Below are 21,207 nucleotides of genomic sequence, written 5' to 3' on the forward strand. Positions count from 1 at the left end.
GGAGCGGACCGGCACCCCCTCGCCGGGGCGACGCTCTAGAAGATGTCGAAGTCGCTGTGTTTGATGGCGAGCTTCTTGCCGATGGTCGCGAACTGGACCGCCTTCGCGGACCCGGTTCCGTCCGGATCGTAGAACAGGGCACCGGCCTTCTTGTGGTAGATGATCCGGTCCTCCTTGTCCTTGACCCGGTCGCCGACGATGAAGGCGTCCTTCTTGAGGCCGCCCTTCCGGCCGATCTTCGAGAACGCCTTTCTGGCCAAGTGGATCGTGTCCTCCTTGGGATCGAAGTCGTAGATCCAGTCGAGATTGGATTTGCTGGGCTTCTGGTCGAGCACGAAAACATCCTTGCCGGCGCCGCCGATGAACGTGTCCTTGCCTTTGCCGCCCCAGAGCGTGTCGTCGCCGCCCTGCCCGAAGATTTCGTCGTTGCCGTTGAGCCCGTAGAGCTTGTCGTTGCCGTTCTCGCCCACCACCTGTTCGGAGGCATTGGTGCCCCGCTTCACGAGGGAGTTCGTCTCGGTGGTGCTGTTGGTCACGTTGATGGTAAGGTCCTTGGCGAAATCCCCGCCGAAGCCGTCCGATACCTTAACCGTGATGGTGTGCTTGGTGGCGGTCTCGTAATCGAGCGCGCCCGCGAGAATCAGCTTGTTTCCGTCCAGGGTGAAGAGCCCGCCCGCATCGGTGACGAGGCTGAAGGTCAGCGTGTCCCCATCCGGGTCGGAGCTGAACAGCGTCGTGACCTGCGAACCGACCGCCTTGCTCTCGGAGAAGTTGATGGGCGAGATCGACGGGGAAATGTTCGAAGCCGCACCATTGGTGAGCGCAATGGTCTGGTCCGCGAACTTGGCGAAGCGAACCTCCTTGAGCTGATCGGTCCCGTCCTGGCCGGTATTGTCGGTAACGGTCACCGTTCCATCGGCATTGTTGACGATGGTGTAATTGCCCCTTGCGCCGGAGAATTCCGCCGTGTTCCGGCCGGCTCCCCCTTCGAGGGTGTCGTTGCCGGCGCCACCGGCGAGCGTGTCGTCGCCCGATCCGCCCTGCAGGGTGTCGCTGCCGCCGCCGCGAAGAGCATCGTTGCCGTTGTTTCCGATGAGCCGGTTGTTGTCGTCGTTGCCCGTGAAGATGTCGGCCCCGGAGCCGCCTTCGAGGTTGTCGATGTCGATCAGGGTGTCCTTGCCGTAGCCGGTCGTGTCCTGCTCGCCTGTCAGGGACAGGTTCACGTTCGCCGCGGCCGAGCCGGTATATTTGGCGGTATTGCTGCCGGCACCGCCCTCGAGCGTGTCGTCACCGAGCCCACCTTCGAGCGTGTCGTCGCCGTTGCCGCCCTTGAGGTGGTTCTTGTAGAAGTCGCCGGTGAGACTGTCGTTATGGATACTCCCGATGACGTTCTCCATGTTGAGAATCACGTCGTAGACGTCGGCATAGATGCGCTGGGTCGAGTCGGTGCCGAGATTGACGGTGATGCCGCCGGTCGCATCGGAATAATCGACCGTATCGGTGCCGCCTCCGGAGCCGCCATCCATGTAGTTGCTGCCGGTGCCGCCGGAAAACACCTCCGAGGCCAGCCCGCCATAGGCGGTGTCGTTGCCGGCGCCGAGCCTGATGATTCCCGTCGCGGTCCCTTGCGCTCCTTCGTAGAAGTCGTTGCCGTCCTTGAGGTCGATGACGGTGGCTCCGGCGGTCGTGCCGATCGTACCGGTATTGACGATCCGGTCGTTTCCGTAGCCACCCTGGATTGCCAATGCCCCTGCCGTGGCCGTCAGGGTGCCGGAATTGAACAGGTTCAACTTGTCCGACGCCGAGGTGGAGGCGGCGACCGCGACGGCCGCTACGGCAGCGGTCGTGACCGTCCCGAGATTGGTGACGGAGCTCAACCCTCCGCCCGTCAGGAGGATCGCCGCTCCCGCGACGGACGAGATGGTACCGTCGTTGTAGACCCCGCTCGCGCTGCCCAGGAGATGGATTCCGGCGAGATGCGCCTGGATGCTGGAACCCGAGGCCACGAGGATGCGCTGCGTCCCGTCGGCCTTGATGCCGCCGAGCGTGGCGCTGTTCAGGCTCCGTGCCAGGAGGGTCGTTCCGGTCAACGCCGCCGCCATTTCGTGGAGGGCGTGCATTCCGGTATTGAGGGTGGTCTGGTCGTCGATAAACGTATTGGTCATGTGGCGCCTACGAGATCAGGACATCGCGATGGGCGCACTATTACGTTATTACGTATAGAAAAGATAGTATCTCCCTGCCGCAGGGAAGCGCGCCGGTCGTCGCGACCGACCGCCCCGTCCTACCCCACCGGGGCGTCCACCGTGCAGACCACGCCGCCGTCCCGGAAGTGGATCCGGACCTCGCCGTGGAGGTCGTGGGCGAGGCTGCGTTCGATCAGGCGGGTGCCGAAGCCGCGCCGCCTGGGGACCGCGACGGGCGGCCCGCCCGATTCCGTCCACTGGAGACGGAGCCGGGGGGCCTCGTCGCCGGGGACGACCTGCCACTCGATGCCGATCCGGCCGGTTTCGTTGGACAGGGCGCCGTACTTCACCGCATTGGTGGCGAGTTCCTGCAGGGCCATGGCGAGCGCCAGCGCCATGCGCGGCGAGAGCCAGACGTCGGGTCCGCCGATGCGCAGCCGGTCCTCCCGGACGCCGCCATAGGGCTCCATCGCCTGGACCACGATCTCCCGCAATCCCGCCCCTTCCCAGTTCTCGCGGGTGAGCACGTCGTGGGCGCGCGAGAGGGCGAAGAGACGGGCTTCCAGGGCCGACCTGACCTCGTCCGGGTCCTGGGTGCTGCGCAGGGTCTGCGCCGCGATGGACTGAACCGTGGCCAGGGTGTTCTTCACCCGGTGGTTCAGCTCGTTGATGAGAAGCTTCTGGTGTTCCTCCGCCCGCTTGCGCTCGGTGATGTCGAGCGCCACGCCGATGGTCTGTCCCAGCTTGCCCTCGTGGCTGGACTTGATCTCCGCCCGCAGGAGCAGCCAGCGGATGGAACCGTCGGGCCATATGATGCGCAGCTCGCCCTCGGCGAAGCGCTCGCCCCGGGCCAGGGCGGCCTGCGCGGCGGCGGCGATCCGCTCCCGGTCGCCCGGAAAGTAGCGCGCGCGGATTTCCTCCGGACTCGGAGAGGAGTCCGGCGGGAAGCCGAGAAGCCGGTTCAGCTCCGGCGAGGTGGTGATCGTGCCCTCGGCCGCGTTGCTCTCCCACGCGGCCAGGCGGCCGGCGTCGAGGGCGAGGCGCAGCCGCGTCTCGCTCTCCCTCAGGGCTGCCTCCGCCCGCTTCGCCTCGGTCACGTCGCTGCCTTCGGCGAAGATGCCGGACACCTTTCCCTCGGCATCCCTGATGGGCTGATAGACGAAGTCGACGAAGCGCTCTTCCGGTTCGCTGTCGGGCTCCCGGCGGAGAAAGAGCCGCAGGCCCCGCCCGACGAAGGGCTCGCCGCTCTCGTAAACGTTGTCGAGAAGCTCCTTGAACCCCTGGTCCGCGACCTCGGGCAGCGCTTCGAGCGCCGGTCTGCCGATGATGTCCCGGTGGCCGATGAGCTGGTAATAGGAGGCGTTGGCGATCTCGAAGACATGGTCGGGGCCGCGCAGCACGGCGATGAAGCCCGGGGCCTGATGGAAGAGTTCGCGCAGGCGCTCGCGCTCCGTGGCGATGCGGCGCTCCGCCAGGACCTTGCCGGTGGTTTCCATGGCGGCGCAGAACATGCCGGCGACCCTGCCACTCTCGTCATGGACCGGCGTGTACGAGAAGGTGAAGTAGGTCTCCTCCCGGTAACCGTTCCGCTCCATCGGGATCAGCAGGTCCTCGTACCCGACCGCCTCGCCCGCAAGGGTGCTCTCGACGAGAGGGCGGATCTGCTCCCAGATGTCGGACCAGACCTCGGCGAAGGGGCGTCCCAGCGCACCTGGATGCTTGGCTCCGAAGATCGGCGCATAGGCATCGTTGTACAGGAAGGCGAGATCGGGTCCCCACGCGATGAACATGGCCTGCTGGGCGTTCAGCATCAGCCGCACCAGGGTGCGCAGGGATTGAGGCCAGGTTTCCGGCTCCCCGAGCGGCGAGGTCGACCAGTCGTGCGCCCGCATGCGGGCGCCCATGTCCCCGCCGCCTGCGAGGAAGTCGCGTCCCGAAGAGCGGTTCTCGGCCACGCGGTCAGCGAGCACCGGCGGCCTCGATGCGGGAGGCCTCAGGACCGGAAGGGCGTTTCGGCTCGGGCGAACCTGCGGCGGAATGGGTTTGCGTCACGGGTTTCGAGGTGCTCGCGATAAGGGACGAGGGGTCAATCTTCGGATAGCTCATCTGGTTGCACGGCGATACCGGACAAGGCTTGCCGCAGCGGAATTCCGCCGACGGCTCACAATGCCTCCCCTTTCAGAAGCCGCGGCGCCGCCCGGCCGGTCAGGCCGGCCGCCTCGCGGATGAAGAAGCGCTTCAATCCCGGCATCCGGTCGACGAGGCCCAGCCCCAGGTCGCGGACCAGGCGGACGGGCAGGATATCGTTCGAGAAGAGCCGGTTGAGGCCGTCGGTCATCAGGCCCATGGCGGTGATGTCGGCCCGGCGCGCGCGCTCGTAGGTGTCGAGCACGTCCGCACCGCCGGGATCCATGCCCAGCCGCAGGGCGTCGGCGACCACCTCCGCGAGCGATGCCGCGTCGTGCAGGCCGAGATTGAGCCCCTGCCCCGCGATGGGATGGATCACATGGGCCGCGTCGCCCAGAAGGGCGATGCGCTCGGCCGTGAAGCGGCGGGCGACGCCGAAGGACAGGGGAAAGGCCTGCGGCTTGGTCTCGAAGGCGATCCGGCCGAGCTGCAGCCCGAAGCGCTTCTCCAGCTCCGCGAGGAGATCGTCCGGAAGAGCCTCCAGCAGGGCCGGGACATTGTCGTTGCGTTCGGTCCAGACGATGGAGGAGCGGTGCCTCACGGTGCCGTCGGGCAGGGTTTCCGCCTTGAGCGGCAGGATGGCGAAGGGGCCGGAGGGCAGGAAATGCTCCACCGCCCGGCCCTCGTGATCACGCTCGTGCGAGATCGTCGCCACGATTCCGGACTGCCGGTAGGGCCAGGAGATCCAGCCGATTCCCGCCTGCTCGCGCAAGGTGGAGCGCGCCCCGTCCGCGGCCACCAGGAGGGCGGCCGGAAGGCTGTCCTGCGCTCCCGTCAGCAGCACGTCGATCCGCGCCGGCTGGATCGCGAAGCCCCTGACGCCCTCGGGTCTGAGGGTGACGCCCTCGGCCTTGCAGGCCTCGATCAGGGCGGCGGTCAGGTCGCCCGCCGTCACCATGTGGGCGAAGGGCTCGCCCTCCCCCACATCGCCGGAAAAGGTCAGGAAGGTCGGCCGGACCGGGTCCTGCAGGCGGCTGTCGGTGATCACCATGTCGAGCATGGGCTGGGCGCTTCCGGCCACCTGGTCCCAGACCCTCAGGGCCTCGAGCATCCGCCGGGCGGCGGCGGCAATGGCATAGGCGCGCTTGTCCCCGTGCGGATCGCGCTTGAGGGCCGGGTCGCACATGACCACGTCGAGGCCAGAGCCCAGCGCCTGCTTCAGGGCGAGGGCGAGCGACAGCCCGGCCAGCCCGCCCCCGGCGATGACGATGCGTGGGCTCGTGGTGCTCATGGCTTCCGGCCTCCTCGACTGATCATGAAACGATCCAGGGCGCAGGATGGTGTCAGCGATCAATTCGCCAGCGTCAAGCTTGACGTTACCGGCATCCTCTCCGATGGATGGCGCTCCCTTGGGAGAACCGTGAATCCATGTCCAAAGCCGTTGCCGATCTCCTCTCGATCCTCGACCTCGAACCCCTCGAGCACAACCTGTTCCGCGGGCAGAGCCCGAAGAGCGGCTGGCAGCGCGTCTTCGGCGGACAGGTGATCGGTCAGGCCCTGGTGGCGGCGAGCCGCACGGTGGAGGGGCGCAACCCCCATTCCCTGCACGGCTATTTCATGCTGCCGGGCGACCCCAAGGTTCCGATCATCTACGAGGTCGACCGCATCCGCGACGGCCGCAGCTTCACCACCCGCCGGGTGGTGGCGATCCAGCATGGGCAGGCGATCTTCTCCATGTCGGCCTCCTTCCACCTGGAGGAGGAGGGCTTCGACCATCAGGCACCGATGCCGAACGTGCCCGGGCCGGACGAGCTTCCCAGCGAGGAGGAGGTGAAGGCCGACCTCATGCCGCTGATGCCGGAGCCCATGCGCTCCTATTATGCCCGCGAGCGGCCGATCGAGATCCGCCCGGTCGAGATGAAGCGCTACATGTCGCGGGAGCCCATGGCGCCGCAGTTCCATGTCTGGATCAAGACCACCGGGCGGCTGCCCGACATCCCGGCCATCCACCAATGCGTGCTGGCCTACGCCTCCGACATGACCCTCCTCGACACCGCCCTCGTGCCGCACGGCCGCACGGTGTTCGAGCCGACGATCCAGCCGGCGAGCCTCGACCATGCGCTGTGGCTCCACCGGCCCTTCCGGGCCGACGAATGGCTGCTCTACGCCCAGGACACCCCGAACGCCTCGGGCGCCCGCGGCTTCTCCCGCGGCCTGATCTTCGCCCAGGACGGAACCCTCGTGGCCTCGGTGGCCCAGGAAGGCCTGATCCGCGAACGTCGCTGACGCCTTGCTGCCCACTTTTTAAGCAAATCGGCTCCTGACGCGCCATTTCACTGGTGCCTATCGAAGAGGCACCGGCCGCACCCGCTTGGGCCGGCAAGGGCTGGCACGCTTCTTGCTTCCTTTCGCCCCGACACCCGCGCCGGCAGGCCGGGTTCGCAGGACAACGCCACCGGGCCGCGTGCGGTTCGAAGGCATCTGAAAGGGGGCTCAACCCATGAAAATCGTGATGGCGGTCATCAAGCCGTTCAAGCTGGAGGAGGTGCGCGACTCGCTCACCGCCCTCGGCGTCCACGGCCTCACCGTGACTGAAGTGAAGGGTTACGGCCGGCAGAAAGGCCATACGGAGATCTATCGCGGCGCCGAATACGCCGTGAGCTTCCTGCCGAAGCTGAAGATCGAGGTGGCGGTCGCCACGGAACTCGTCGGCCAGGTGATCGACGCGATCACCACCTCGGCCCGCACCGGCCAGATCGGCGACGGCAAGATCTTCGTCACCTCGCTCGAGAAAGCGGTCCGCATCCGCACCGGCGAGACCGATGCCGACGCCCTCTGAGCCCAATCCCTTTCCAGCGTTCCGGAGTCCTTATCCGATGAAAATCCGTCCTCTTCTCATGACAGCCCTCGGGGGAGCGGCGCTCGGCCTGCTCGCCCTCGATCCCGCCCTCGCGCAGGACGCCGCCGCTCCCGCGGCCGAGGCTGCCGCCACCGCCCCCACAGTCAGCAAGGGCGACACCACCTGGATGCTCGTCTCGACCATCCTGGTCATCCTCATGACGATCCCGGGCCTTGCCCTGTTCTATGGCGGCCTCGTGCGCACCAAGAACATGCTCTCCGTGCTGATGCAGGTCTTCGCGGTGTTCAGCCTCGTCGCCATCCTGTGGGTCTTCTACGGCTATTCGCTCGCCTTCACGTCGGGTCCCGAAGGCCTCGGGGCCTTCATCGGCGGCTTCTCGAAAGCCTTCCTGGCCGGCGTGACCACGGATTCCACCGCCGACACCTTCACCAAGGGCGTGGCGATTCCCGAGCTCACCTTCGTGGCCTTCCAGCTCACCTTCGCGGCACTCACGCCGGCCCTGATCGTCGGCGCCTTCGCCGAGCGCATCAGGTTCAGCGCGGTCATGCTGTTCACGGGCCTCTGGGTCACGGTGATCTACCTGCCCGTCGCCCACATGGTGTGGTTCTCGGAGGGCTATCTCTTCGCTCTCGGCGCCCTCGACTTCGCCGGCGGCACGGTGGTGCACATCAACTCGGGCGTCGCCGCCCTCGTGGGCGCGATCATGATCGGCAAGCGCATCGGCTACGGCCGCGACCTGCTCGCCCCGCACTCGCTCACCCTCACCTTCGTGGGCGCCTGCATGCTCTGGGTCGGCTGGTTCGGCTTCAACGCGGGCTCCAACCTGGAGGCCACGGGCGGCGCTGCGCTGGCGCTGGTCAACACCATCCTCGCCCCGGCGGCGGCCGGCCTCGCCTGGATGACCGTGGAAGCCATGGCCAAGGGCAAGGCCTCGCTGCTCGGCATCGCCTCCGGCGCCGTCGCGGGCCTCGTGGCGATCACCCCGGCGGCGGGCCTGTCCGGCCCCATGGGGGCCATCGTGCTCGGCCTCGTGGCGGGCGTGATCTGCTACTACGCGGTCACCAGCGTGAAGAACGCGCTCGGCTACGACGACGCCCTCGACGTGTTCGGCATCCACGGCGTGGGCGGCATCGTCGGCGCCCTGGGCACGGCCATCGTCGCGGCCCCGTCGCTCGGCGGCTACGGCGTCGGCGAATACACCATCGGTGGTCAGCTCTGGACCCAGTTCGTCGCCGTGGTCATCACCCTCATCTGGACCACCGGCGGATCGCTGATCCTCTTCAAGCTGGTCGACCTGGTGGTCGGCCTGCGGGTCACGCCCGATGCGGAGCGCGAAGGCCTCGATCTCGCCGATCACGGCGAGCGCGCCTACAACTACTGACGAACAAGACGAAGGCCTCCAGAGGGCTCGAAACGAAGAAGCCCCGGTCGCAAGGCCGGGGCTTTCCTTTTGCTTCGCCGTCATTCCGGGGCGGCTCGTCAGAGCCGAGCCCGGAACCCATGAACGCCAGCGTTTCAGGAAGGAGTGACAGCGGTGCCACCTCATCCTGCACCGTCAGCGGCCCTGGGTTCCGGGCTCTCGCTGACGCTCGCCCCGGAATGACACCCGAAGGCGAGAACCTCACCCGTTCTTCACGAGCTGCTGCAGTTTCGAGCGCCGGACCTCGTCCGATTCCTGGAAGTTGGACGTGCCGTAGAAATCGCCCTTCGAGTCCATCAGGAAGATCGTGGCCGTGTGGTCCATGGTGTAGTCCCCGTCGGTCGGAACCTTGCGGAAATACACCTTGTACTCCTTGGCCACCGCGGCGATCTCCTCCTCCGTGCCGGTCAGGCCGACGATGCGCGGATCGAAGGACGAGAGGTAGGACTTCAGCAGTTCCGGCGTGTCGCGGGCGGGGTCCACCGTGATGAAGGCGACGTTCAGCTTGTCCGCGTCCGGTCCCAGGGCCTGCAGGTCCTGGGTGAGGTCGTAGAGCGTCGTCGGGCACACCTCCGGGCAGTGGGTGAAGCCGAAGAAGACCGCGAAGGGCTTCCCCTTCAGGTCCGCCTCGGTGAAGGGCTTGCCCTCGTGCGAGGTCAGCCGGAACGGACCGCCGATGGGCACCCGCGACTGGTTCTGCTGCGGCTCGGGCACCAGCAGCAGCACCGTCACGAGCAGGGTGAGCGCCGCCACGAGAAACACGCTGAGCGGCAAGAGAAGGGATCGCTTGAGGATCATGGGTTCGTCTCCCGATCGCGTCGGTTCAGTGGTGCTTGTGCTCGGCCGCGCCCTGCGCGCCCATGGGACGGACCGCGTATTCGACCTCGACCGTCCCGGCCTTCTCGAACACGAGGGTGCCCTTGTGGGTCTGGCCCGCCCTCAAGGGCTCCTTGAGGTCCATGAACATGAGATGGTAGCCGCCCGGCTTGAATTCGAGCGTCCGGCCCGGTTCGATCGCGAGCCCGCCCTGTACCGGCTTCATGCGCATGACGGTGCCGTCGAGGGACATCTCGTGCATCTCGACCCGGCCGGCGAGGGGAAACGAGCCGCCGACGAGCCGGTCCGGCTCCTGGCCCTTGTTGGTGATCCGCAGATAGCCGCCGCCGACCTTGGCGCCGGGTGGGGTCGCCCGGGACCAGGGCTGCTCGATGGCGAGGCTTCCGGCGGTGGCCGATGCGGACGCGCCCGGAGCCGCCACGAGGGTCACGCCCGGAGCCGGATGGCTCAGGCTGTGCGGGTCCTGTTCGGCGGCGGGGATCTGCGTCCATTCCTCCGTGCCGTTGGCGCAGGTCTGCACGACGGGGAAATGGACCGTGGAGCCCGCCGCGAAGGCATCCGTGATCCGCGCCTGGAATACGAACTCGTCGTAATGGCCGTCCTCGAGGGAGCCCGACCACGTGATCCCGGTCACGCCCTCGGAGACCGGCTCGCCGTGCTGGCGATAGGTTTTCGCATAAGGAGCCCGGGCGGTCTCCAGGGTCCAGCCCGCCTTCGGCATCGGCCTGGCGTCGATGACGCCCTCGGGGATGCGGACCTGGACCTTCAGGGTCGGCTGCCCGTTGCAGCCATGGGGGATGCGCAGCACGCCCTTGTAGGTGGCGTTCGGGGCCGCCCGGGCCGTCTCGAAGGTCACATGGGCGAGCGCCGGGGTGGAAACGGCGAGGAGCGCGGCCGCGACGAGCGCGCCGGCGGAGGAAGACGATGTCATGATGGAATGATCCTGTTGGCTTGGGTCGGCGTGTTCGGGAGAAAGATCAACCGAGGCGCGGCGGTGCGCGCGAGCCGACAGGCAGGATCGTGGAGGCGACGGGCAGGACGGGCGTCGCCGGACGGGCATCCGCCGCCACGGCCCGACGCGGGACGGGGGCCACCATGGCGGCCGCGGGGAGCGGACCGCCGGCGGACCCGGCGCCGTGGCAGCCGAGAAGGCAGCAAAGCCCGTCATGCGCTTTCGCCGGCGCCGGATCGTCGGGCGCCCGGTCGGCCTCCGTCAGGCAGAGGATGGCCTGCGGCAGATGGCCCGACCCCGCCTGAACGGCACCGGCCATGGAGAGGAGCAGGCCCTGCAGGACCAGGACATAGGCGAGCGCGACCGCGAGAACGGCCCGTTTTCCGCCTGTCATGAACGCCCTGCGCGACATGGCGGGACACTGATCTTTCCCGCCCGTTCCGTCAATGTCCGAAACGCCGGGCGGGTAGGGTTAAAGGACCCTTAACCAGCCTTTCCTAGAGTGGGAATCGTAACTCTAGATCCAGGTCTTCAGTCGTTCCATGCGCACCGTCCGCCGCTCCTCCTCCGCCTACGACGGGCTCTTCAGCGCCCTGCGAGCCGCCCTCGCCCGCAGGGCCCAGGAGCTGACGGGCCTGTGCCTGATCGCCTTCGCGGGCGCCGTCGCGGTGGCCCTGGCCACCTGGTCGGTGGACGACCCGAGCCTCAACAACGCCACCGACGCCCCCGTGCGCAACATGATCGGCTGGCCCGGCGCCATCGTGGCCGACCTGCTGATGCAGCTTCTCGGCCTCGGGGCCATCGCGGCCCTGCTGCCGCTCGCGCTCTGGGGCTGGCGCCTCATGAAAGCGGGCGAGCTCGGACGCGGACAGCTGCGTCTGGCCCTGTGGATCATCGGCGCGGGAGCCGCCACGGCGCTGGCCAGCGCCCTGCCGGCCACGGACCGCTGGCCCCTGCCGACCGGCCTCGGCGGCGTGGTGGGCGACGCGATCCTCACCGCCGCGAAAGCCGTGACCGGCCTGTCCGGCGGACCCGCCCACGCCATTCTCGGCCTCGTCTTCGCCGGCCTGACGATTCTCACCCTCACCGCCGCCTGCGGCTTCGGCCTCTCCGAGGAGAGGCACCCGGAGGACCTGGAGGATTTCGACGATCCCCGCCCCGCGAAGCGCGGCCGCAAGACCCAGGACTGGGAAGAGGCCGACGAGCCCGGCTCCGATGAGCCCGGCTGGGGCATCGTGTCCCTCGGCGCCCTTGCCCATGGCGTCATGAGCCTTCGCAGCGCAGCCCGGCGCTGGAGCGAGCGCAGGGGCCATCCCGAGGAGGACGATCTTGCCGACATCCCCGCGCCTGCGAGCACGGCCCGGCGCGGGTCGCCGGACAGGGGTTTCGCGCGGCGCGAGCCGGTGCTGGAGGCGGGGCCCGCCCGCGGCCGCCCGGCCGGCGTCGCTGCGCCGGTCTACGACGAGGACGACGATTGGGGGGAAGGCCCTCCTCCCCTGCCCGGCGTGCCCCGTGTCGCGCAGCCCGAGCCGGCACCGACCCGGGTGGCGCCGGTTCCCGCCGCGCCCAAGCCCGGGCGACGCATGGCGCGAGAGGCCCAGCCCTCGCTCCTCGACGACGGCGACTACCAGCTTCCCGCGCTCACGCTCCTGGCGGAGCCGAAGAAGCCGGCCGGTCCCGTGGTCTCCGCCGACGCGCTCGAGCAGAACGCGACGCTTCTCGAAGGCACGCTGGAGGATTTCGGCGTGAAGGGCGAGATCATCAACGTGCGCCCCGGCCCGGTGGTGACGCTCTACGAGCTGGAGCCGGCCCCCGGCACCAAGTCGTCGCGCGTCATCTCGCTGGCCGACGACATCGCCCGCTCCATGAGCGCGGTCTCGGCCCGCGTCGCGGTGGTGCAGGGCCGCAACGCCATCGGCATCGAACTGCCCAACCACAAGCGCGAGACGGTTTTTCTGCGCGAGCTTCTGGCGAGCCAGGATTTCGAGACCTCGAAGCACAAGCTCGCCCTGTGCCTCGGCAAGACCATCGGCGGCGAGCCGGTGATCGCGGATCTGGCGCGCATGCCGCACCTGCTGGTGGCCGGCACCACCGGCTCGGGCAAGTCGGTCGCCATCAACACCATGATCCTCTCCCTCGTGTATCGCATGAAGCCCGAGGAATGCCGCCTGATCATGGTGGACCCGAAGATGCTGGAGCTGTCGGTCTATGACGGCATTCCCCACCTCCTCACCCCTGTCGTCACCGACCCGAAGAAGGCCGTGGTGGCGCTCAAATGGGCGGTCCGGGAGATGGAGGACCGGTACAAGAAGATGTCGAAGCTGGGGGTGCGCAACATCGACGGCTTCAACGCCCGCGTCTCGGAGGCCAAGGCCAGAGGCGAGACGATCACCCGCACGGTGCAGACCGGCTTCGACAAGGAGACGGGGGAGGCGGTGTACGAGGACGAGATCATGGATCTCGAGCCCCTGCCCTACATCGTGGTGATCGTCGACGAGATGGCCGACCTGATGATGGTGGCCGGCAAGGACATCGAAGGCGCGATCCAGCGTCTGGCCCAGATGGCGCGTGCGGCGGGCATTCACGTGATCCTGGCGACGCAACGGCCATCCGTCGACGTGATCACCGGCACGATCAAGGCGAACTTCCCGACCCGCATTTCCTTCCAGGTGACGTCGAAGATCGACTCGCGCACGATCCTGGGCGAGATGGGCGCCGAGCAGCTTCTGGGGCAGGGCGACATGCTGTACATGGCCGGCGGCGGGCGCATCACGCGCGTGCACGGGCCGTTCTGCTCCGACGAGGAGGTCGAGAAGGTCGTCGCCCACCTCAAACGCCAGGGCCGTCCGCAATATCTCGAAGCGGTCACGGCGGACGAGGATGGCGGCGGGGACGGCGGCGACACGCCCGTCTTCGACCAGGGCGAGTTCGGATCGGGCGGGGGCGACCTCTACGACCAGGCGATCGCCGTGGTGCTGCGGGACAAGAAGGCCTCGACCTCCTATATCCAGCGCCGCCTGCAGATCGGCTACAACCGCGCCGCCTCGCTCATGGAGCGCATGGAGAAGGAAGGCATCGTCGGTCCCGCCAACCACGCGGGCAAGCGCGAGATCCTGCTGGAGACCGCCGGGCTCGACGAGGATTGAGCGGCGCGGCAGGAACCTTGGCCTGGATGCTGCGTCATCATGTAACCATATGATGTCCCCGACGCAGCCGCTATTACGGGGAGTAAGGAGTTGATCCGGATGCGCCTTTCGGGCCTTGCACGCCTCGTGACCATCGTGGCCCCCCTCGTGGGTGCGGGCGCGGTGCCGGCTGCGGCCCAGGTGCTGCCGATGGATCTCTTCCGGCCGCCGGCCCACCCGGTCGAGCCGCCGACCATCGCCTCGGCCGCCCAGGGCTTCACCCTCTCGACGGCGCCCCTGCCGACCGCGAGCTTCCACGCTCCGGCCGCCGCTCCCGGACCGGTGGCCGTCGCCGAGCCCGAGCCGGATCCCATCGTCGCACGGGCGAAGCCTGCGGCCGCCAAGCCCGCTTCGCCGCCCCCCTCCCCTCCGGAGCGTCCGGCAGCCACCGCCCCGGCGCCGAAGGTCGCCTCGGCGGAGCCGATGGAGATCGTGCCGAAGCCCGTGGTCACGGCCGCCGCCCGGATCGAAACCCTCTCCAACCGGGAGATCGTGGAGCGGGCGAACGCCTATTTCACCAATCTCGGCACCCTGGTCGCCGACTTCACCCAGGTGGGCGGCGACGGCCGCCGCCTGGGCGGCACGCTCTATCTGGAGCGGCCGGGCAAGGTGCGCTTCGACTACGACCCTCCGGCGACCCTGGAGGTGATCGCCGATGGCTCCTCGGTGGCCGTGCGCGACCGCAAGCTCGCGACCCAGGACCTCTATTCGATCTCGCAGACGCCGCTGAAGTTCCTCCTGCGCGAGCGGGTCAATCTCGGCCAGGACATCGCCATTCGCGGCATCACCAACGACGGCGACTCGGTGCGCATCTCCCTGGAGGACAAGTCGACCCTCGGCGGCACCTCTCGCATCACCCTCTACTTCGATCCGAAGGTCGAGAACCTGTCCCAGTGGCGCATCGTCGACCCGCAGGGCTTCCAGACGATCGTGGTGCTCGAAAAGGCGCAGCGCGGCCGACGCATGGATCCGGAGCTGTTCAAGATCCAGTACGAGGCCATCGTGGGCAGCAACCGGTAGGAAGCGTCGGCCGGATCAGCGTGAGCAGGTCTTCTTGGAGGCGCTCGTCGAACCGTCGTTGCACACGAACTTGCCGGACCGGCAGTGGGAGACTCCCCCCTTCTTCCCCGAGCAGGGCGTATTTCGCGCGTGAGCGGCCGGTGCAAGAGCAACAGCCGCAAGGCTTAGGACGGTGAGAAAGGCTGCGAGCTTCGTCCTCATTGATACCCCCTTCAGTTGTATTTATCTTCACTACAACTTAAAGGGAGGGATCTCTTCCCACAATCCCGAATCTATCGTAGCCCAGGGCGTCCTGCCGAAGGGAAGCCGCCCGTGAACCTCACCGTCTCCACCTGGAACATCAATTCCGTCCGCCTGCGCATCGACCAGGTGAAGCGCTTCCTGCAGGAGCGCCGGCCCGACATCCTGTGCCTGCAGGAGACCAAGTGCCCGAACGACAAGTTTCCCCTGAAGGAGCTGCAATCCTTCGGCTATCCCTTCGTCGTGCATATGGGCCAGAAGGGCTATAACGGGGTCGCGATCCTGTCGCGCTATCCGTTCTCGGAGACGAACGTGATGGAGATGTGCGGCCGGGCCGACGCCCGCCACATCACCGTGACGCTCTCGCCCCAGGCCAAGGCGGCCGCGGGCCTCGTGATCCATAACTTCTACGTGCCGGCCGGCGGCGACATTCCCGATCCCGACCTCAACGAGAAATTCCGCCACAAGCTCCAGTTCATGGAGGAGCTGCGCGCCTGGGGCGGCCGCTCCAGGCCCACCGCCTCGCCCGCCATCCTCGTGGGCGACCTCAATGTGGCGCCCCTGGAGAACGATGTGTGGAGCCACAAGCAGCTCCTCGACGTGGTCAGCCATACGCCCGTCGAGACCACCGCCCTGGAGGAGCTGCGCCAGGAGGCGGGCTGGACCGACGCCATGCGCCATCTCCGGCCCGAGCCCGAAAAGATCTATTCCTGGTGGAGCTACCGCTCGCCCGACTGGGCCGCCGCCAACAAGGGCCGCCGGCTCGACCATATCTGGGTGTCGGAGGGCATCCGGGACGCGGTGCGTTCCATCGACGTGACCCGCGAGACCCGCGGCTGGGAGCGTCCCTCCGACCACGTGCCGGTCACGGCGGTGCTGGAGCTCTGACCGGACACCTCCTCAACCGGGGAGTGCAGCTCCAGCGGCGCGGCTGCTACGCTGCTTCCATGACGCGCAAGAACTCTCCTGTCCCCCACGCCTCCCCGTCTCGTGCGCTGGTTGCCGGAACGATCCTGATGGGGATCGGCATGGGGATCGGCTTGTCACAGCCGGCGGCGGCCCTGTCTCCCGCGACGCGGGATCAGGTGCTGCAGGCCTGTCACGAGAAGGCCATGCAGGTGCATCGGGACGCCCAGGAGGCCCTGATGACCTATCTTAGACGCCTCGCCGCCCAGCCGCGCAACGCCGCCTGGCAGCCGGAGACCTGCGAGGCCCTGCGACTCTCGATCGCCGCGAGTCAGAAACGGATCGACTGGCAGGGCGGCGGAAACCGGATCTGCGCCGAGAGGTACAAGTCGTCCGAGATGAAGGCCATCCGGGCGGACCTGCGTGACTCGAACGACAAGAAGCGCAAGCTCTTCCGCGAGAATTGCCGCTAGAGCATCGTGCGGAACCGAAGGTCCGCGCCAGCGAAAAGTGGGTCCGGTTTTCCGCCGAAACGATGCTCTCATCCATAGGGAAAGCATCGGACCCAGAGGTGCAAGTCCACTTTTCCTGTCCGATGCTTTAGAGGCTCCCGGGAGCCGCCTATGACACGGCGGTCCCGATCACGGGCTCGATGCGTGGGTGACCGTGACCTCTTCGACCAGCAGCCGCAGCGGCGGCAGATCGAAATCCAGCCGCGCCAGGAGCGCGTGGGACGAGGCGAGGCTGCATCCGTGCCGTCCCTTGGCGCAGCCTTCGAAATAGGTCACGTATTCGTCGCAGCGGACGGTCCTCTGCAGCTTCGGCAGCTCCGTGCACTTTTCGTAGATCCGCCACATGATCTGGGCGGTCCTGGGATCGTAGGGCCGGGGCCGTTCGAAATGCTGGGACACGGAATGATAGCCGACGATCAAGGCGGCCGGTCCTGCCAGAATCGCGATGGCCTTGATGCCGGGATGGATCTTGAGCATCGCCTTTCCCCGATTCGTTGCAGCTGCGGCCAAGTTACCTGATTTGCGCCGTTCTTGAACCCTCAAATTCCGCTCAGGAAGGTTCGTCGGTTTCCGGAGGACGGTCTCAGGGCCGGCCCTACTCCTCGTCCTGCCCCGGTTTCCTGGCCGGGATCTCCCCGCCGTCGATGGCGATGAGGTGCCGGCGGACCCGCTCCAGGCCGTCGCTCAGCCGCGTCAGCTCCTCCGTCATGGCCTGGTGCATGGCGGAGGCGGCGGTGGGGAACTCCTCCAGCACGCGGCGCATGAGACTGGGGGTGACGCGGATCACCGTGGACGGCTCGCGCGCCATGGCGGTGGCGGGGCGCTCGACCCGGGTGAAGAGCGCGGCCTGGCCGATGAGGGAGCCGGGGCCGGCGACGAAGGCGGCGGGAGAGCCGTCGTCCTTCGCGTCGAGCGCGATGGCGCCCTGGCTCACCACGTAGCCGCCGTCGGAGCGGTCGCCCTTGCGGAACAGCATGTCCCCCGCCCGCAGGATCCGGTTCTCGGACGCGAAGGCGACCAGCCGCAGGGCGTCCCGGTCCAGCAGGTTGAACAGGGGCGCCCTCGACAGGATCGCGATATCGTCTTCGAGCGCCATGTCGAACCCTAGGGAATCAGCTTGTAGCCGCCGGGCTCGGTGACCAGGATGCGCGCATTGGACGGATCGGCCTCGATCTTCTGCCGCAACCGGTAGATATGCGTTTCCAGGGTGTGGGTGGTGACGTTGGAATTGTAGCCCCAGACCTCCGTGAGCAGGGTCTCGCGCCCGACCACGGACTGGCCCGCGCGGTAGAGATAGCGCAGGATCGCCGTTTCCTTCTCGGTCAGCTTGAGCTTGGAGCCCTTGTCGGTGGTGAGGAGCTTGGAGCCGGGCCGGAAGGTATAGGGCCCGATCTGGAACACCGCGTCCTCGCTCGCCTCGTACTGGCGCAGCTGCGCCCGGATGCGGGCGAGCAGCACGGCGAACTTGAACGGCTTGGTGACGTAGTCGTTGGCGCCGGCTTCGAGCCCCATCACCGTGTCGTTCTCGGAGCCCTGGGCCGTGAGCATGATGATCGGGCTGCGGAAGCCGTCCTGGCGCATGATCTTGACGGCCTCGCGCCCGTCCATGTCGGGCAGGCCCACATCCATGATGGCGAGATCGATCCGGTCGCCCTTGACCGCCTCGATGGCTCCCGACGCGGTCTCGGCGGTGGTGATCCGAAACTCCTCGTAGAGTCCGAGCTGTTCGGCAAGGGTGTCGCGCAGGTCCTGATCGTCGTCGACGACAAGGAGGCGGCTGGCATTCGACATCTCAAACCCTTCAACACGATGGAACGAGCAGGCGCTGGAGCGGTCTCGGGGACGATTGATGCCGGCGGGACCGCTCCGTCCTTCAATCGCCGCACGACCGTGCCGGAAAATCGAAGCCTGCCTCGACGGGGGCGCGGACTTCCGGTTCCGGATCATGTACTAGAGTAGTCATTCCCAGCTTGACAACAAGGGGTTGGGCCAACCCTTCCACTGCCCATGAAGCGCAATTACGTCGACCTCATCCGCGTCCACCGCTCGCCCCTCGACCACCGGCGCGGCCGGCTGCAGGCCGGAAATCTGGTGCTGCCCTGCGCGCTCGGCCGCTCCGGCACCCGCCCGGCCAAGCGCGAGGGCGACGGCGCCTCGCCCGTGGGCCGCTTCCGCCTGATCCAGGCCTTCTACCGCGGCGATCACGGCCCGCGGCCGCGCACCGGCCTGCCCCTGCGCCGGATCGGGCCCAACGACGGCTGGTCGGACGATGTGCGGGACCGGCGCTACAACCGCCTCGTGCCCCTGCCCTGCCCGACGAGCCACGAGACGATGTGGCGCGACGACCACCTCTACGACGTGGTGATCGACATCGCCTGGAACCGCGGCCCCATCGTGAAGGGCCGCGGCAGCGCCATCTTCCTCCATCTCGCCCGCCCCGGCTTCACCCCGACCGAGGGCTGCGTGGCCGTGGACCGGAGCAAGGTCCGCCGCCTCATGGAGCGGATCGGACCGCGCACGAGGATCGAGATCGTGGGATAGGCAGCGGACCGCTCAGCCGCCGATGCTCTCGTAGAAATCCTCCGGCCCGTCGACCTCCCGAAGCCTTCCCCTGTCGATCAGAAGAAACCGGGTGCCGACGGTCTTCACGAAGCTTCTGTCGTGGGAGACCACGACGCAGGTGGCTTCGGCATCGAGGATTTCCGATTCCAGCTGCTCCCGCCCCGGGATGTCCACGTGGTTGGTGGGCTCGTCCATGAGGTAGAAGTTCGGGTTGGCGAGGCGCAGCGCCAGCAGGCCGAGCCGCGCCTTCTGGCCCGGCGACAGGCGGCCGATGGGGAGATTCTGCCTTTCGATGGAGAAGCCCGCCTCCGCCAGCACCGCCCGGCTGCGCTGGTCGCCCAGGCGGAACTGCGACAGGACGAAGTCGTGCGCCGTCGCCCTGTCCGGCAATTGCCGCATGTCCTGATCCACATAGCCCGGAGCGAGACTCGGGCTCACCCGGATGCCGGGCAGGCCGTCCGGCTGAAGCATGGCCCGGTGCAGCAGGCGGACGAGTTGGGATTTGCCCGTTCCGTTGCGTCCGAGCACCACGATCCGATCCCCCTGCGCCACCTCCAGCTTCGGGATCGGGAACAGCTTTCGCCCGTCGGGCGCCTGCACGGCGACGTTCTCCACCGAGAGAAGCACCTTCGCGTGCGTGCCGCGATTGGCGAGCCGGATCTCGCCCGGCCTCTCCTTGTGCACGGCGCGGACGCTCTGCTCCAGCTGCTCGGCGCGGCGCCTGATCTGCGCCGACTTCACCTGGGCCGCATCGCTGCCGCGGTTGATGCCCACATTGCGCAGCTCGGCCGCGCTCTCGCGCAGGCGCTTCACCTCGCGAAGGGTCTTCTCCCGCTGTCCCTGGGCGGCCTCGTCGTGCGCATCGAGCAGGTCGCGGGCGCGCCGATAGGGATGGGCGAACGCGACGGATTCCTCCGGCCGCAGAAACAGGGTGCGGTTGGTGCAGGCATCGAGGAAATCCCTGTCGTGGCTTGCGACCACCACGGGAACCCGGTCCGCCACGTCCCTCAGCCAGCGCTCCAGGAGCAGGAGCTTTTCGAGGTCGAGGTGGTTCGTGGGCTCGTCGAGCAGCAGGAGGTCCGGCTCCGTGACCCAGGCGCGGGCGATCAGGGCCAGCCGCTGCCAGCCGCCGCTGAGCGCCCGCACGGGACGCTCACGTAGGTCGGAGGGCGCCCCGAATTCGTCGAGAACGACGTCGATCCGCCATTCCTGGAGGTCGCGTTCCGCCGGAGGCAGGGCGCGGCAGATGGCTTCGTGCAGGGACAGATCCAGCAGGTCGTCCGGCATGTCCTGCTCGACCAGCGCCGCCTTCAGGCCGCGGGAGCGGACGATCTCGCCCCCGGTCGGTTCGGAGAGGCCGGCGAGACATCTGAGCAGCGTCGATTTTCCCGCCCCGTTCCCGGCCACGAGACCGAGACGGTCCCGCTCGCCGATGGTGAGGGTCAGGTTCTGGAAGAGCGTGGTCTGCGCGATAGCGGAAACATTGCGAAGGCTGATCGAGCCCATGGGTCATCTCATTGGTGCTGCGCGGTCCCGAAGGCGCGCGAAACTGGGAACGTCCGTCGGTCCGCGGGTCCTCGATGGACGCAGCGGACGAGCCGTTCAGAGCTGACCAGAATGAGATGGAGACGAGAGGGTCGTCAGATCCGTTCGATGGCCGGCCCTGCAACGAGCTGCTGCAGGGCATTCCAGGGGCCGAACATGCGATGCTGGTATTGTTCACACATGCAACCCTCCCTGGTTCGAACCTCGATCGACGGCCAGAGCTTAACCGCGCCGCGGCTCGACCGCAACCCGGGACGCCGGCGTGACATTCTCGCAGCTCCATGATTTCCTGATTTCAGGATGACCTCAGCCGTGTCCCGCCGCAGCACGATCCTTCATGCCCTCTGGGGCATCGGTCTTCTGGCCGCCTGCACTCCCGCCCTGTCGCAGGAGCTGGGCGAGTGGCGGGCGCTGACGGCGGAGGAGGAAAAGTCCCATAAGGGAGACGTGCCGGCGGATTCCGCCGATCCCCTGTCGGTGGAGGCCGATTTCGACGGCGACGGCCGGAAGGACAAGGCCCTGATCGCCGCCCGCAGGGCCGACGGGGTCCGCGACCTGATCGTCCGGATGGGCGACCGGATCCACGTCCTGGTCCGGTCCGAGGAAGGCGGAGCCTCCGTCGGGGCCGAGGACGGTCTCGGGCTCGCGGAGCCGGGGCGGTGGGAGACGGTCTGCGGCAACGCCTTTCGGGACCTGCAGGGAGGCCTGTGCGAGTCGGAGCAGTATCCCGAGGCCGTGACCCTGAAGCATCCGGGCCTTCTTCACATCAGCCCGGGAGAGGCGATGCTCTACTTCTGGAACCGGAAGAAGAAGACCTTCGATGCGGTTGGGCTGAGGAACTAGCCTCGCGGACGT

General features: G+C 67.8%; 19 protein-coding genes. 9 read left to right on the forward strand and 10 right to left on the reverse strand.

Annotated features, from left to right (window positions below; genetic code table 11):
• Positions 1-35: 35 nt before the first annotated feature.
• The 3 genes from LGR44_RS05925 to LGR44_RS05935 all read right to left on the reverse strand — a co-directional run bounded on the left by LGR44_RS05925 (position 36) and on the right by LGR44_RS05935 (position 5,604).
• Complete coding sequence (locus LGR44_RS05925; protein ID WP_226738290.1) at positions 36-2,165, reverse strand: hypothetical protein; 2,130 nt, start codon at positions 2,163-2,165, stop codon at positions 36-38.
• A gap of 119 nt (positions 2,166-2,284) precedes the next feature.
• Positions 2,285-4,156 carry a PAS domain-containing sensor histidine kinase gene (locus LGR44_RS05930; RefSeq protein ID WP_226738292.1) on the reverse strand — a complete coding sequence of 624 codons (1,872 nt, stop codon included), beginning with the start codon at positions 4,154-4,156 and terminating at the stop codon, positions 2,285-2,287.
• 191 nt (positions 4,157-4,347) lie between these two features.
• Complete coding sequence (locus tag LGR44_RS05935) at positions 4,348-5,604, reverse strand: ubiquinone biosynthesis hydroxylase (RefSeq protein WP_226738294.1); 1,257 nt, start codon at positions 5,602-5,604, stop codon at positions 4,348-4,350.
• Positions 5,605-5,741: 137 nt separating this feature from the next.
• Between LGR44_RS05935 and tesB the strand changes: the two genes are divergently transcribed.
• The 3 genes from tesB to LGR44_RS05950 all read left to right on the forward strand — a co-directional run bounded on the left by tesB (position 5,742) and on the right by LGR44_RS05950 (position 8,554).
• Positions 5,742-6,599 (forward strand): acyl-CoA thioesterase II, encoded by an 858-nt coding sequence (tesB, locus tag LGR44_RS05940; RefSeq protein WP_226738296.1) that lies wholly within the window; start codon positions 5,742-5,744, stop codon positions 6,597-6,599.
• Between the two features lie 214 nt (positions 6,600-6,813).
• On the forward strand, positions 6,814-7,152 hold the full coding sequence (locus LGR44_RS05945) for a P-II family nitrogen regulator (protein ID WP_226738298.1): 339 nt from the start codon (positions 6,814-6,816) through the stop codon (positions 7,150-7,152).
• A gap of 37 nt (positions 7,153-7,189) precedes the next feature.
• Positions 7,190-8,554 carry an ammonium transporter gene (locus LGR44_RS05950; RefSeq protein ID WP_226738300.1) on the forward strand — a complete coding sequence of 455 codons (1,365 nt, stop codon included), beginning with the start codon at positions 7,190-7,192 and terminating at the stop codon, positions 8,552-8,554.
• A gap of 240 nt (positions 8,555-8,794) precedes the next feature.
• Here LGR44_RS05950 and LGR44_RS05955 read toward each other — a convergent pair whose 3' ends face one another.
• The 3 genes from LGR44_RS05955 to LGR44_RS05965 are packed head-to-tail and all read right to left on the reverse strand — an operon-like array spanning position 8,795 to position 10,776.
• Positions 8,795-9,391, reverse strand: a complete 597-nt coding sequence (locus LGR44_RS05955) for an SCO family protein (protein ID WP_226738302.1) — start codon at positions 9,389-9,391, stop codon at positions 8,795-8,797.
• A 25-nt stretch (positions 9,392-9,416) separates the two neighbouring features.
• Positions 9,417-10,361: a DUF1775 domain-containing protein gene (locus LGR44_RS05960; RefSeq protein WP_226738305.1), complete on the reverse strand. Its 945-nt coding sequence runs from the start codon at positions 10,359-10,361 to the stop codon at positions 9,417-9,419.
• A gap of 46 nt (positions 10,362-10,407) precedes the next feature.
• A complete protein-coding gene (locus LGR44_RS05965; protein ID WP_226738307.1) occupies positions 10,408-10,776 on the reverse strand; it encodes a DUF2946 family protein in 369 nt (122 codons plus the stop codon).
• Positions 10,777-10,924: 148 nt separating this feature from the next.
• Between LGR44_RS05965 and LGR44_RS05970 the strand changes: the two genes are divergently transcribed.
• From LGR44_RS05970 to LGR44_RS05985, 4 genes are all read left to right on the forward strand, one after another.
• The gene (locus LGR44_RS05970) at positions 10,925-13,528 is read left to right on the forward strand and encodes an FtsK/SpoIIIE family DNA translocase (RefSeq protein ID WP_226738309.1); all 2,604 of its coding nucleotides are present in this window, start codon (positions 10,925-10,927) and stop codon (positions 13,526-13,528) included.
• Between the two features lie 99 nt (positions 13,529-13,627).
• The gene (locus LGR44_RS05975) at positions 13,628-14,587 is read left to right on the forward strand and encodes an outer-membrane lipoprotein carrier protein LolA (protein ID WP_226738311.1); all 960 of its coding nucleotides are present in this window, start codon (positions 13,628-13,630) and stop codon (positions 14,585-14,587) included.
• A gap of 312 nt (positions 14,588-14,899) precedes the next feature.
• Positions 14,900-15,715 carry an exodeoxyribonuclease III gene (gene xth, locus LGR44_RS05980; RefSeq protein WP_226738313.1) on the forward strand — a complete coding sequence of 272 codons (816 nt, stop codon included), beginning with the start codon at positions 14,900-14,902 and terminating at the stop codon, positions 15,713-15,715.
• A 59-nt stretch (positions 15,716-15,774) separates the two neighbouring features.
• Complete coding sequence (locus LGR44_RS05985) at positions 15,775-16,206, forward strand: hypothetical protein (protein WP_226738315.1); 432 nt, start codon at positions 15,775-15,777, stop codon at positions 16,204-16,206.
• A 168-nt stretch (positions 16,207-16,374) separates the two neighbouring features.
• Here LGR44_RS05985 and LGR44_RS05990 read toward each other — a convergent pair whose 3' ends face one another.
• The 3 genes from LGR44_RS05990 to LGR44_RS06000 form a co-directional block, all read right to left on the reverse strand.
• Positions 16,375-16,722: a hypothetical protein gene (locus tag LGR44_RS05990; protein WP_226738317.1), complete on the reverse strand. Its 348-nt coding sequence runs from the start codon at positions 16,720-16,722 to the stop codon at positions 16,375-16,377.
• 118 nt (positions 16,723-16,840) lie between these two features.
• On the reverse strand, positions 16,841-17,341 hold the full coding sequence (locus LGR44_RS05995) for a cyclic nucleotide-binding domain-containing protein (protein ID WP_226738320.1): 501 nt from the start codon (positions 17,339-17,341) through the stop codon (positions 16,841-16,843).
• 8 nt (positions 17,342-17,349) lie between these two features.
• Complete coding sequence (locus tag LGR44_RS06000) at positions 17,350-18,036, reverse strand: response regulator transcription factor (RefSeq protein ID WP_226738322.1); 687 nt, start codon at positions 18,034-18,036, stop codon at positions 17,350-17,352.
• A 216-nt stretch (positions 18,037-18,252) separates the two neighbouring features.
• Here LGR44_RS06000 and LGR44_RS06005 point away from each other — a divergent pair, with 216 nt between their 5' ends.
• A complete protein-coding gene (locus tag LGR44_RS06005) occupies positions 18,253-18,786 on the forward strand; it encodes a L,D-transpeptidase family protein (RefSeq protein ID WP_226738324.1) in 534 nt (177 codons plus the stop codon).
• A 12-nt stretch (positions 18,787-18,798) separates the two neighbouring features.
• Here the strand turns inward: LGR44_RS06005 and LGR44_RS06010 are convergent, their stop codons facing one another.
• Positions 18,799-20,313, reverse strand: coding sequence for an ATP-binding cassette domain-containing protein (locus LGR44_RS06010; RefSeq protein WP_226738326.1), 1,515 nt, complete (start codon positions 20,311-20,313; stop codon positions 18,799-18,801).
• 351 nt (positions 20,314-20,664) lie between these two features.
• Between LGR44_RS06010 and LGR44_RS06015 the strand changes: the two genes are divergently transcribed.
• Entirely contained in the window at positions 20,665-21,195 is a 531-nt protein-coding gene (locus LGR44_RS06015) for a hypothetical protein (protein ID WP_226738328.1), read from the forward strand.
• Positions 21,196-21,207 lie beyond the last annotated feature (12 nt).

Origin of the sequence: Microvirga lenta (genome assembly GCF_020532555.1) — a bacterium.
GTDB lineage: Bacteria > Pseudomonadota > Alphaproteobacteria > Rhizobiales > Beijerinckiaceae > Microvirga > Microvirga lenta.